7 protein-coding genes are annotated in these 13,813 nt (G+C 60.8%); 6 read left to right on the top strand and 1 reads right to left on the bottom strand.

The features are described 5' to 3' along the window. The 6 genes from Q7V03_RS19835 to Q7V03_RS19860 all read left to right on the top strand — a co-directional run bounded on the left by Q7V03_RS19835 (position 1) and on the right by Q7V03_RS19860 (position 9,081). Positions 1-2,922 (top strand): sarcosine oxidase subunit alpha family protein, encoded by a 2,922-nt coding sequence (locus Q7V03_RS19835; RefSeq protein WP_304927319.1) that lies wholly within the window; start codon positions 1-3, stop codon positions 2,920-2,922. Continuing rightward, positions 2,915-3,454: a sarcosine oxidase subunit gamma gene (locus tag Q7V03_RS19840; RefSeq protein WP_304927320.1), complete on the top strand. Its 540-nt coding sequence runs from the start codon at positions 2,915-2,917 to the stop codon at positions 3,452-3,454. The genes Q7V03_RS19835 and Q7V03_RS19840 overlap by 8 nt, the downstream gene beginning before the upstream one ends. Then, complete coding sequence (locus tag Q7V03_RS19845) at positions 3,454-4,602, top strand: amidohydrolase (protein WP_304927321.1); 1,149 nt, start codon at positions 3,454-3,456, stop codon at positions 4,600-4,602. The genes Q7V03_RS19840 and Q7V03_RS19845 overlap by 1 nt, the downstream gene beginning before the upstream one ends. Positions 4,603-4,764: 162 nt before the next feature. Further along, complete coding sequence (dnaG, locus tag Q7V03_RS19850) at positions 4,765-6,735, top strand: DNA primase (protein WP_304927322.1); 1,971 nt, start codon at positions 4,765-4,767, stop codon at positions 6,733-6,735. A gap of 117 nt (positions 6,736-6,852) precedes the next feature. Next, positions 6,853-8,850, top strand: a complete 1,998-nt coding sequence (gene rpoD, locus Q7V03_RS19855; protein WP_304927323.1) for an RNA polymerase sigma factor RpoD — start codon at positions 6,853-6,855, stop codon at positions 8,848-8,850. Positions 8,851-8,862: 12 nt separating this feature from the next. Continuing rightward, positions 8,863-9,081: a hypothetical protein gene (locus tag Q7V03_RS19860; RefSeq protein ID WP_304927324.1), complete on the top strand. Its 219-nt coding sequence runs from the start codon at positions 8,863-8,865 to the stop codon at positions 9,079-9,081. A gap of 520 nt (positions 9,082-9,601) precedes the next feature. On the opposite strand, the gene Q7V03_RS19865 is transcribed toward Q7V03_RS19860, so the two are convergent. After that, positions 9,602-13,789: a calcium-binding protein gene (locus Q7V03_RS19865; protein WP_304927325.1), complete on the bottom strand. Its 4,188-nt coding sequence runs from the start codon at positions 13,787-13,789 to the stop codon at positions 9,602-9,604. Between the last annotated feature and the right edge of the window lie 24 nt (positions 13,790-13,813).

Here is a 13,813-nt window from a genome sequence, read left to right on the forward strand (position 1 = left end):
ATGCGGATTGCAGGTAAGGGGCTGATTGACCGCATGAGGCCGGTTTCGTTCAAGTTCGATGGCAAGACCTATCAGGGCTTTAAGGGTGATAACGTGGCTTCGGCGCTGCTCGCCAATGGCGTCAAGTTGGTCGGGCGGTCGTTCAAATATCACCGCCCGCGTGGGGTTCTCACGGCGGGGTCGGAAGAACCCAATGCGATGATCGAGGTGATTGGGGCGTCGAACCAGACCCCCAATGTGCGCGCCACGGTGCAAGAGATTTTTGAGGGGCTGAACACGCGCAGTCAGAACCGTTGGCCCAGCCTGCGGTTTGATGTGATGGCGGTGAACGATATGGTGTCGCCGTTCCTGTCGGCGGGGTTTTACTACAAGACCTTCATGTGGCCGCGCGCGTTTTGGGAGGCGATTTACGAGCCGATCATCCGGCGGGCGGCGGGGCTTGGCAGCCTGTCGGGCAAGCATGATGAGGGGCATTACGAGAAGGCCTTTGCGTTCTGCGATGTGCTGGTGATTGGCGCTGGGCCTACGGGTTTGATGGCGGCGTTGGAGGCGGCGCGGGCAGGCGCGGATGTGATCTTGTGCGAGGAGGATTGGCTTTTGGGCGGGCGTCTGCTGGCCGATGACGCGCATCTCGATGGCAAGCCTGCGGGCGAATGGGTGGCGGCTGTTGAGGCCGAGTTGAAGGCGCTGCCCAACGTGCGGCTCATGGCGCGCACCACGGTGACCGGGGCCTATGACGGCGGGCAGTATTCGGCGGTGGAACGGGTGGGGCTGCACAAGGGGCCGCGCCCGGATTTGCCGCGCGAGTGTTTCTGGCGGATCACAGCGGCGCGGACGGTGCTGGCGGCGGGGGCGTTGGAGCGCTCGATTGCCTTCCCGATGAACGATCGTCCAGGGATTATGCTGGCGTCTGCGGTGCAAACATATCTGAACAAGTTCGGCGTGGTGCCCGGCAAGCGGGTGACTTTGTTCGCCAACAACGACGGCGCGCGGGCTGTGGCGCGGCAGTTGATGGCGGCGGGCGTGACGGTGGCGGCGATTTTGGACAGCCGGACGGATGCCAGTGCGGTTGAGGATTGCCCGGTGTATCTGGGCGCGCAAGTTACCGACACCAAGGGGCGTTTGGGGCTGCGGGCGATCACTGGCACGCATGTCGGCGGTGAATTTGCTTTGGAAACCGATCTGTTGGCGGTGTCGGGTGGTTGGAACCCGACGCTGCATATCACCTGCCATCTGAACGGGCGGCCCCGGTGGGAGTCGTCTTTGGCGGCCTTTGTGCCGCTGGCGGATGCGGTGCCGCATTTACAAGCGGCGGGGGCTTGTAATGGGGCGTTTGATACGCTTGGTTGTCTGCGCGAAGGCCAAGCGGCGGCGCAGGCGGCGTTGCGTGGGCTGAATAGGGCGGCAGCGGATGCAGTTTTGCCGACCGCCGAAGGGTTGCCTTATGTGATCGCGCCCCTGTGGCAGGTGGCTGGCAAGGGACGGGCTTGGCTCGATTTTGCCAATGACGTGACCACCAAGGATGTGAAACTGGCGGCACAAGAGGGGTATTCTTCTGTCGAGCATATGAAGCGCTATACGACCCAAGGCATGGCACCGGATCAGGGCAAAAACTCGAACGTAGGCGCGCTGGCGGTGCTGGCGGATACCACCGGGCGGGGGATACCCGAGACCGGGACGACGACATTCCGGCCGCCGTTTGTTCCAACCTCGATTGCGGTTATGGGGGCGGGCGGGCGCGGGGCGGGCTTTGCGCCGCAACGGTTTTTGACCTCGGATCAGGCCAGCCGCGATAGGGGTGCGCCGATGATTGAGGCTGGGCTGTGGTATCGGCCCAGCTATTTCCCGAAGCCCGGCGAGGCGAGTTGGCTTGCGTCGTGTAACCGCGAGATTGGCTACGTGCGGGGCGTGGTTGGGGTGTGCGATGTCTCAACCTTGGGCAAGATTGATATTCAGGGCCGCGACGCGGGGCGGTTCCTTGATCTGGTGTATACCAATATGTTCAGCACCTTGGCCGTCGGGCGCGTGCGCTATGGTTTGATGTTGCGGGCGGATGGCTATGTGCTGGATGATGGCACCTCGGCACGGCTTGGGGAAAATCACTATCTGATGACCACCACAACGGCGGCTGCGGGTCTGGTGATGCGGCACCTGGATTTCGTGCATCAAAGCGAATGCGCGGACTGGGATGTGCGGTTTATCTCGGTAACGGAGTCTTGGGCACAGTTCGCGGTGGCAGGACCAATGGCGCGGGCTTTGCTGAACGGCTACCTCGATCAGCCTTTGAGCGATTTCCCGTTCATGGCGACGCGGGCGGTGACGGTCGGCGGTGTGCAAGCGCGGCTGTTCCGCATCAGCTTCTCGGGCGAGGAAGGCTATGAGATTGCGGTGCCGACCCGTTATGGCGAGGCTTTGTTCCGTGACCTTGTGGCGCGGGCGGAAACCATGGGCGGCGGGCCGTATGGCATGGAAGCGCTGAACGTGCTGCGGATCGAAAAGGGTCTGATCACCCATGCCGAGATTGATGGCCGGGTGACGGCATTTGATATTGGTGCGGCGAAAATGGTGTCGGCGAAGAAGGATTGCATTGGCAAGCTGGCGGCGACCCGGCCCGGTCTGGTTGGGCCAGAGCGGGCACAGATGGTGGGGTTGAAGCCTTTGGGGGCGGAAAAGATCACCTCGGGGGCGCATTTGTTCGTGCCGGGGGCTGATTTGAGCCGGATGAATTCTCAGGGCCATATCAGCTCGGTCGGATATTCGCCGATGTTTGACCGCGATCTGGGGCTGGGGTTCCTGGTGAACGGTCGGGCGCGCGTGGGTGAGACGGTGCGGGTGATTGACCGTCTGCGCGATATTGATGTGCTGGCCGAAGTTTGCGATCCGGTGTTCCACGACAAAGACGGGGAGAAATTGCGTGCCTGAATTGATCGCAAAGACCGCTTTGGCGGGCAAGACGCTGGTGGTGGCGGGGACGGTGCTGGCCGAGGTGGATCATGGCGTGGTCTGCTCGATCGCGCCCTATCCGGGACAAAGGGACGCGGTGGGGGATGCATTGAAGGCGCTTGGCTTTGGCTTTCCTGCGGTAAACAGTTTTACGATGCAGGGTCACGCGATGATCGCTTGGGCGGGGCGCGAGCAGGCGTTTCTGATCGGGGTGGATTGCCCGGATTTGAGCGGGCTGGCAGCGGTGACGGATCAATCTGGCGGTTGGGTCAGCCTGTCGTTGCAGGGGCCTTTGGCTGTGCAGGCGTTGGCGCGCTATGTGCCGATGGATTTGCGGCTGAGCGCGTTTCCGGTCGGGGCTGCGGCGCGCACGCCTCTGTATCACATGTCGATGGTGCTGTTGCGCGTGGCCGAGGATGGCTTCCGGTTGATGCTGTTCAGGTCCATGGCGCGGACGGCGTGGCATGAGATTGAAGTGGCGCTGAAAACCTTGGCGGCGCGGGCGGCGTGATGCTTTCGGCGCAGGATTTGGGCGCGCTGACCGCGTTTCGGCGTGAGTTGCATCGTTATCCAGAGGTGTCGCGCGAGGAAGCCGCCACAGCGGCGCGTATCGTGCAGGCTTTGGCGGGGCTTGACCCTGATCACATAGTGACGGGGCTGGGCGGGCATGGCGTGGCTGCGGTGTTCGACGGTGCTGAGGCGGGCCCGACGGTGCTGTATCGAGCAGAACTTGATGCGCTGCCGATCAGGGAACTGTCAGAGGCTGCGCACCGCTCGACCATTCCCGGCAAGGGGCATCTGTGCGGGCATGACGGCCATATGACTTTGCTGATCGGGTTGGGCCGATTGATCGCACGCCAAAGGCCCGCACGGGGCAGGGTGGTGTTGATGTTCCAACCTGCCGAGGAGGATGGCTCGGGGGCGGCTGCGGTGGTGGCTGATCCGCGTTTTGCAGCATTGCGGCCAGATTGGGCGTTCTCGATCCACAACATGCCGGGGCTGCCGTTTGGGCATTCAGCCTTGAAGGCGGGGGCGGTGAATTGCGCCAGCCAAGGGTTGAAGATCACACTGACAGGTAAGACTGCGCACGCGTCTTTGCCGGAAACAGGGCTGTCGCCTGCGCTGGCTTTGGCGCGGCTGATCCCTGCGATTGGCGCGCTGGGGCAGGGCGGGGCTTTGGGCAGGGACTACCGTTTGGTCACAATCACTCATGCGCGGCTGGGTGAGGCGGCTTTCGGGATTGCGCCGGGAGCGGCGGAACTTTGGGCGACCCTGCGCACGATGGCAGATGACCAAATGGCGGCGTTGCGCAGCGCTGCGATGGATATGGCGCGGACAGAGGCTGCGACGCAGGGGCTTGGCATCCGCTTCAGCCACCACGACGATTTCGCGGCTTCGGTAAATGATGCGCAGGCGGTGGCCCATCTGGCCCACGCGCTGGACGCCTTGGGAATGCCATCTGATGCGGGCGATCTGCCGATGCGGGCCTCGGAAGATTTCGGCCGGTTTGGGCAGGGCGGCACGCGATCTGCGATGTTGTTTCTGGGCGTGGGTAAGCATCATCCGGCGCTGCATAACCCGGACTACGATTTTCCCGATGCGCTGATCCCGCTGGGCGTGCAGATTTTCCATCAGGTGATGCGCGATCGGCTGGGGTAAATTGCCTAAAATCTGTCTAAAATTGTCATCCTCTGTGCTCAAATATCTCCGCCGGAGGCACTTTACACTGGCCGTAGAAGCCTCCGGCGGAAGTGTTTAAGCCAATGTGAAATGCAAGCGGCGCACTGGACAGAGGGGCTATCAGACCTGATATAACGGGGCATGAGTCTGCCACTTGGTTTCCTTGAAGAATTGCGCACCCGCGTCTCGCTGTCCTCGATTGTGGGCAGGAAAGTGACGTGGGATCCGCGCAAATCCAATCAGGGCAAGGGCGATATGTGGGCGCCTTGCCCGTTCCATCAGGAAAAATCCGCGTCCTTTCATGTCGATGACCGCAAGGGGTTTTACTATTGCTTTGGCTGTCAGGCCAAAGGCGATGCGGTGACGTTTATCAAGGAAACCGACAACCTTGGCTTTATGGAGGCGGTCGAGGTTCTGGCGCGGGAAGCCGGGATGCCGATGCCCGCGCGCGACCCGCGGGCGGCGCAGGTGGCGGACAGGCGCACGCAACTGGTTGAGGTGATGGAAGAGGCGGCGAAGTGGTTCCGGCTGCAACTGCGCACCTCGGCGGCCTCTGAGGCGCGGGCCTATCTGGCCAAGCGCGGGCTGTCGGTAGAGGCGCAGGATCGTTGGGAGATTGGGTTCGCGCCGGATGGCTGGCATGGGCTGCAATTAGCGATGAAGCAGAAGGGTATCGCTGATGACCTTCTCGTTGACGCGGGGCTTTGTGCTAGATCAGACAAGGGCGGCGCGCCCTACGACAGATTCCGGAAACGTATCATCTTCCCAATCCGTGACGGGCGCAGCAGAGCCATTTCACTGGGCGGGCGGGCGATGGACCCTAATGATCCCGCGAAATATCTGAACGGACCGGAGACCGAGCTGTTCGACAAGGGGCGCAATCTGTTCAACCATGCGCCTGCGCGGGAAGCCTCGGGTAAGGGCGCGGCTTTGGTGGTGGCCGAGGGCTATATGGACGTGATTGCGCTGTCAGAGGCTGGGTTTAAGGCCTCGGTCGCGCCTTTGGGCACGGCGGTAACGGAAGATCAGTTGCGGTTGATGTGGCGGATTTCGGATGAGCCGATCATTGCTTTGGATGGCGATACGGCAGGCGTCAGGGCGGCCTTGCGGGTGATTGATCTGGCTTTGCCGCTGTTGGAGGCGGGCAAAGGCCTGCGCTTTGCGGTGCTGCCGGGGGGCATGGACCCGGATGATTTGATCAAGGCGCAGGGCGCGCAGGCGATGAAGGCGGTGCTGGATCAAGCGGTGCCGATGGTCAAACTGCTGTGGCAGCGCGAGATCGAGGGCAAGCAATTTGACAGCCCCGAGCGCAAGGCGGCTTTGGACAAATCCCTGCGCGCGCATTTGAAGCGCATCGCGGACCCGTCGATCCGCAGCCATTACGGCGAGGATATCAAGCAGTTGCGCTGGGAGTTGTTTGGGCAACGTCCGCGTGTTGCCAGACCTTACACCCCGCGCCAGCCGGGGCAGAAGGGGCGCTTTGGGCCGACGGTTGAAATGCCGCCTGTAGCGTCTACCAAGGATTCCATGCTGGCCGCTGCTCCTGAACGCGCCGAGGAAGTTTTGCGCGAGGCAGTGATTTTAGCGGTGCTGATCTTTCATCCCCGGCTGATCCGGCGCTTTGAATCTGCGCTGGAACGCATGGAGTTGATCGGAGACGGCCACCATGCCCTGCGCAGCCAACTGCTGATCGGGCATGATGCCCAGCCTGCCCAGCTTTATGACCAAATTCAGCAGGCAGCGCCCGCTGCCCTTGATGCGCTGCTTGCCCGCCCCCATGTTCAGATCGCACCGCCGGTGAGAAACCGCACCGACAGCGAGCTTGCCGAATTCTGCATTGCCGAGGCTCTGACGCATCTGGAAGCCAGCAGGGGGGCGCAGCGTGAGATCGCCGAGGCGATGGAAGATATCGAAGGTCTGGCCGATGAGGGCCTGACCTGGCGGATATCCCAAGCCAATGTGGCGCGGTTTTCTGCCTCTGCTGGCCCAAAAGGCAAAACGGCCGAGGCGGTTATGGCCAGCAATGGCGTGCAGATGGATAAGGACGAATTGGAAGGGGCTCGCAGCTTGTGGGACAGCATCCAGTTCTCTAAGGACGGCCCGAAGCGTTAGATCACGGGGTTTTCACTGATTCGGCTTTCCCCTGCCGTGATTCGCGCTATTGATTCGATTGACTGACTCTGATTCGCTATCTCGACCCGACCACCCCGTTTTGACCTAGGAGCGCTCATGGCCTCGAAAGACACCGACGACGGCAAACCCGAAGCCGATGAGGCGGACGTTTCCCTTGATATGAGCCAAGCGGCCGTCAAGAAAATGATCGCTGACGCGCGTGAGCGGGGCTACATCACTTACGAGCAGCTCAACAATGTGATGCCGCCCGAACAGGTGTCGTCCGAGCAAATCGAAGATGTGATGTCGATGCTGTCCGAGATGGGCATCAACGTCATTGAAGACGAGGATGTTGAGGAAGGCGAGCCTGTGGTTGGCGGCGATCTGGTGGAAACCGGATCGGGCGCGCGCGACGTGGCTGTTGTCACCACCACGACCGAGGCGTTGGATCGCACCGATGATCCGGTGCGCATGTATCTGCGCGAGATGGGCAGCGTTGAGTTGCTGTCGCGCGAAGGCGAGATCGCGATTGCCAAGCGCATCGAGGCGGGCCGCAACACCATGATCGCGGGGCTTTGTGAAAGCCCACTGACGTTTCAGGCGATCATCATCTGGCGCGACGAATTGCTGAGCGAAGACATTCTGCTGCGCGACGTGATTGATCTGGAAGCCACCTTCGGGCGGTCTTTGGATGGTGAAGAAGGTCTGGTTGGCGCTGATCTGGAAGGCGCCGATGTGGAGGCTGCCCCGCGTCGGGCGGCTGGAGACGAACCTGAACTGGATGCTGACGGCAATCCGCTGATGCGTTCGGATGATGATGATGATGAGGAGGATGATGGCACCTCGATGTCGCTGGCCGCGATGGAAGCGGCGCTGAAGCCGAAGGTGCTGGAAACGCTGGACCTGATCGCGCGCGACTACACCAAGCTGGCCGAGATGCAGGATCTGCGGATGTCTGCGACTTTGTCGGAAAAGTCGCGGTTCTCGGCGACCGAAGAATCGGCCTACCAGAAATTGCGCGGCGAAATTGTAGTGTTGGTGAATGAGCTTCATCTGCACAACAACCGGATCGAAGCGCTGATTGACCAGCTTTACGGCATCAACCGCAAGATCATGGCGATCAATTCCGGCATGGTGAAGCTGGCCGATGCAGCTAGGATCAACCGCCGCGAGTTTATCGACGAATATCAAGGCTACGAGTTGGACCCGAACTGGCTGGACAAGATGGCCGCCAAAGCGGGCCGTGGCTGGCAGGCGCTGATCGAGAAAAGCCGCGACAAGGTGGAAGATTTGCGCGCCGAGATGGCGCAAGTCGGCACCTATATCGGTGTCGATATCTCCGAATTCCGCCGGATCGTGAACCAAGTGCAGAAGGGCGAGAAAGAAGCCCGTCAGGCCAAGAAAGAAATGGTCGAGGCCAACCTGCGTTTGGTGATCTCGATTGCGAAGAAATATACCAACCGCGGGCTGCAGTTTCTGGATTTGATTCAGGAAGGCAATATCGGCCTGATGAAGGCGGTTGATAAGTTTGAATATCGCCGGGGCTATAAGTTCAGCACCTATGCGACATGGTGGATCCGTCAGGCGATCACCCGCTCGATCGCCGACCAAGCCCGCACCATCCGTATTCCGGTGCATATGATCGAGACGATCAACAAGCTGGTGCGCACCGGCCGGCAAATGCTGCACGAAATCGGCCGCGAACCGACGCCGGAAGAATTGGCTGAAAAGCTGCAAATGCCATTGGAAAAAGTCCGCAAGGTGATGAAGATCGCCAAAGAGCCGATTTCCTTGGAAACCCCGATTGGCGACGAAGAAGACAGCCAGCTTGGCGACTTCATCGAAGATAAGAACGCGATTTTGCCGCTGGATTCGGCTATTCAGGAAAACCTGAAAGAGACGACGACTCGGGTTCTGGCCAGCCTGACGCCACGGGAAGAACGGGTGTTGCGGATGCGGTTTGGCATCGGGATGAACACCGATCACACTTTGGAAGAAGTGGGCCAGCAATTCTCGGTGACGCGCGAGCGTATCCGGCAGATTGAGGCGAAGGCTTTGCGCAAGCTGAAGCACCCGAGCCGTTCGCGCAAGCTGCGGAGTTTCCTTGATCAATAAGCGAGGCGCGCCATGATTGGCGCGCTTGTTCTTTTCGTGCTGGGCCTGCTGGGATTCATGCAGGCCCCGGCATGGCTGATCTTGCCTTTTGCCGCTGCGATGGCGCTGGTTTCCCGGTTTATTCCGTTGATCGGGCGCATCGGCTGGGCCGGCAGGGCGATGATTTCTTTAGCGACCACCGCCTTGGTCTACGGCGTCGGTGCGTCAGTCGGCGCCGGGCCGCCAGGCTGAAATATCCTGTAAACGGCAGGTCTGAAGGGCGTGAAGAAAGTGTCTCTTTTGGCCGAGTTCATCGAAACCCGCATCTGCGAACTGCGCCCGCGCAAATCACAGATCAAGATCGCCACCGAAACCGGATAGGTGAACCCGAAAGTGCCTGCGGGGATCAAGAATGGCTTATCGAAGCTACCCATTGACCGGGTGCCCGACGCAGCCAAGGGTTTGAAGTGCGACCCGAAGTTGCTGTTCCAGCTTGCTGACCTCGCCCCCGGTCGTTCCTCGGTCATAGCGACAGTCCTTGGGGGTGATCGTCGTCGGTTTCTGGCTGAGCAAGGGTTTCGGGTGTGGCGCAGTGCGACACGCAAATGGCATGCGCGGGAAACGCGTTGCGGCAGCACTGAAAACTGTAACTGACGCGTTCGATAGAACTTTGGACGCTTGGCCACACTTCAGTGACCACTATCACGCGCGCCGAGCTTTATCACCCGCGCCGAGCTGGGGGTAACACCGCAAATCCCGTTTTATGCAGTGCTTAACTCCACATGAAATCCATCGTGCTGAGTTGCCCGGCGTTTGTCAGGCCGCTTACGGTGATGAGGATATCCGCCGTACCGTCGCCGTTCACGTCGACCTGCACCCGCGTTCCAACAAACCTTGCCTCGGAATTGTCCGACCCACCCGAAAACGCAGCATCCCCCATATAGGCGAAGGTGCCGATCAACAGCCCGTTAAACTCGAAGACATCGCCTTGGTCCGCACCACCCGACAGCGCGCTGAAATCGGTGATCGTGTCGACGCCATTGCCGTTGGCCATGGTGAAGACGAAGTGGTCGGCACCCGCGCCGCCCGTCAGCGTGTCGTTGCCTGCGTTTCCGGTCAGCGAGTCATCGCCTGCCAGTCCAAGCAAGCGATTGGCCGCACCATTGCCGGTGATGGCGTTGGCCTGCGCATTTCCCGTGCCGCTGGAGGCTGTTGATCCGGACAGCATCAGGTCTTCAAACCCGCTGCCGAGCGTCCAGTTGACCGAACTTGTGACAAGATCTGTACCTTCATCGGCAAATTCAAACAGCATATCCAAGACGGAGTCGACAGTATAGCTGTCATTGCCCAAGCCGCCGATCATCGTATCGCGCCCGGCAAGGCCCGACAGTAGGTTATCAGCCGTGTTTCCAATCAGCAGGTTGCTTGCCGCGTTGCCGATGGCGTTGATCGCCGCTTGTCCGGTGAGGGTCAGATTTTCGACATTGGCCGCCAGTGTCAGGCTGACCGAGGACAGCACGGCGTCGGTCCCGCCATAGGCAGCCTCGGTTACGCTGTCGAAGGTCGTATCGACAACATAGGTGTCGTCGCCATTGCCGCCCTTCATGGTGTCCGCACCAAGACCGCCATCCAATGTGTCGTTGCCGCCGCCGCCCGTCAGCGTGTCATTCCCGGCCATCCCGAACAACGCGTTGTCGCCCGTGTTGCCGTAGATCAGGTTGGCTTCGGAATTGCCGATGCCGTTCAAATTATCTGTACCATCAAGGATCAGCGTTTCAAAGTTGCTGCCCAAGGTCCAGTCCACGACCGCGATCACTGTATCGGTGCCGCTCGCGGTTTGGTCGGTCAGCACATCGCCAAGGCTATCGACATAATAGGTATCGTTGCCTGTGCCGCCTTGCATATTGTCGTCGCCAGCACCGCCATCCAGCGTATCCGCGCCGTCTGCACCCAAAAGGGTATCATCGCCCCGCATGCCCCAAAGATGGTTTGAGCCGTTGTTGCCGACCAGCAGGTTATCGCTGGCAGAACCGGTTGCATCCAGTGCAGCAGAGCCGATCAGGATAAGGGATTCGATATTATCGCCAAGGGTGTAGCTGACCGAGGTTACGACCGTATCAAAGCCACCGTTGTAAAGTTCGACCACCAAATCGTTGCCCGAGTCGACGTGGTAGGTGTCATCGCCCAGACCGCCGCGCATGGTGTCTGCCCCTAAGCCGCCATCTAAACTGTCATTCCCGGCGCTGCCGATGAGGGTGTTGTCCTGCGTGTTGCCCGTCCCGGTAAAGCCGGCCACACCCATGGCCACAAGCGTTTCAAGGTTGGCGCCCAGCGTATAGCTGGCAAGCGTGGTGAGAACCGTGTCCAAGCCGCCATAGGCATCTTCGGTCACGGTATCACCCGCAGACTCAACGCTATAGGTGTCATCGCCCGGCCCGCCAGCCATCATGTCGTCGCCACTGCCACCGTCGAGCGACTCAGCCCCGAAATTGCCCAGCAGCGTGTCGTTGCCCGCCCCGCCGATCAGGGTGTCGTTGCCCTGAAGATCGGCACAAGGGCTCCAACTTGGGCCTTCAATCACCACCATAACGACGCAGTCAGTTCCACCACTTACCAGCAGATCATCGCCGTCACCGCCCAGCAAACTGTCGGTGCCGTTGCCGCCGTAAAGCGTATCATCTCCGGGGCCACCGGCTAGAGTATCGTCGCCATCATTGCCCAGCAGCAGGTCATTTCCCGCGCCTCCCAGCACAGTGTCTGGGCCTTCGGTGCCCGAAAACACACCGTTGATTGGTGTGTCTTCGGGGGGATGGTCGGTTGGGGTGATATCAACGGTGAAACTGCCCAGCGTGACAGCGCCATCGCAATCACCGGCAGTGACGGTGACTGCGGCAGCTGCGTCGCCCACCGCATCCAAAGCGCCCATGTAAAGGATGTTGGTCATGGCGTTGAGATAGCTGTCAATATCCTCTGCCGCGCCTGTCAGGGAGATGGCATCTGAGCCAGAGTTGCTGACTGTCACGCCATCATGGCTTTCGGCGTTGAGTGTGCCTGCCGTGGCGCTGACCACGACGGTCAGATCCTCGCAACAATCCGAGTTCGAGACGGTCAGCGACGATAAATCCAGCGCCGAGGCGGTATCTTCCACCACGCTCAGATGTGTCGGGGCAGGGGGAGGGGCCACTTCAACGGCGATATCGGTGATCTGTTCGATGTTGCTGAAGGACAGGCTTTCGGTGGTGCGCTGCCCCTGTGCATCCAGCCGATAGACGGTGCCATTTTCGCCGTTCAGGGGGTCGTAGACGATTTCATATGGCCCGATGCCGTGCAGGTTAAGCGTGTCAAGATCGGAACCGCCTTCGCCTCCGTCAATCACATCGCCAATACCGCCAAGGATCAGGTCAGAGCCTGCGCCGGCTGCGACATGATCCTGTCCCGCACCTGCGTCGATGGTGTCATCGCCACCGCCCGTCGCCAGCCAATCATCGCCTGATCCGCTGCGCAGGTTGAATGTCTCAATACCCGCAAAGGTGGCAACGCCCAAGCCCGAGACGTTTCCGGCGTATCCAGCGCTGTAGGTGCCCGCAAGCGCGCTGATCACGACAGGGCCAGTCGCTGCGGAAAAATCGACGATCAGCACGTCTGATCCAGCGCCGCCCGCGATGCCATCTGTGCCACCGTTGATGGTAATGCTGTCGTCGCCCGCGCCCGCATCGACGGTGTCGATGTCAACGCCGGTGATGATGGTGTCGTCTCCGGCCCCGGTTGCGATGGTGTTGGCCCCGTTGCCCGCCGCGATGTAATTGCCGCCATCGGATGTCGCGATGGTGTCTGCGCCGTTACCGCTGATGATGGTGTTGTGGCCCGAGGTGGCGGTGATGGTGTTGGCGCCATCCCCGGCATGGATGGTGTTGTTGCCGCTGGTCACAGTGATGGTGTCGGCACCACTGCCCGTGACGATGGTGTTGTTGCCAGAGGTCGCGGTGACGGTGTTTGCGCCCTCGCCCACACAGATCGCGTTGTTGCCCGAGGTGACGGTGACGGTATCGGCCCCAGCCCCCGCCGTGATGATATTGTTGCCGGACGTCGCGGTGATGGTGTTGGCACCGCCCTCGGCCCGGATCACATTGTGGCCCGAGGTCAGCGTGATGGTATCAGCCCCGTCACCCGCCCAGATTTTGCTGTTGCCCGAAGTGCCGGTGATCGTATTGGCCCCAGCCCCGGCGTGGACCGTGTTGTTGCCGGTGGTGAAGGTGATGGTATCGGCACCCGCAGCGGCGGTGATGATCTTGTCGCCGCCGAGGCCCGTGATGGTATTTGCCCCGTCGCCTGCCATGATGATGTCGCGACCGCCCCCCACGGTGATGGTATCAGCGCCAGCCCCCGTGATCACCGTGTTGTCGCCGTCGCCCGCCGCGATGGTGTTGGCGCTGGACCCGGCGGTTTCGATGCGGTCATCGCCAGCGCCGGTGGTCAATGTATTGATGCCCGATCCGGCCAGAATGGTGAAATGTTCAATCGTTCCGGCAGTGACCGTGACCAAGCCTGCATCGGCGGCGGCAAAGCCGCTGTCTGACGAGCCGTTCATTGCAGCCGTTGCAGAATGATAGTCGATGACAAGGCGATCATCGCCCAAACCGCCATCGACGTGATCCGTGCCACCCGTCACCGTGATCAGATTATCGCCCGCGTTGCCGCTGATCACGTTCCCCGATCCAGCGTCCAACACGTTGATCGAAGCGGTTCCGGCCAGATGCAGGTTGGCAACCCCCGGCGCAAGGTGCAGATGAATGCCCGACGATAAAGCACCCGCATCAATTGTTATGTTGTCTTGGGTGATTGTGGCGATCTCGTTGCTGTAGCCAGCCTGCAACATGATGGTATCGCCCGGAAAAGCTGCAGCCATTGCCGCTTGAATCGTCTGGTACGCAGACGTCGGTCCAACAGTGAGGATTGTCATAACAGCCTTTCATCAACGCGCAGC

This window comes from Cypionkella sp. (assembly GCF_030652235.1).
GTDB lineage: Bacteria > Pseudomonadota > Alphaproteobacteria > Rhodobacterales > Rhodobacteraceae > Cypionkella.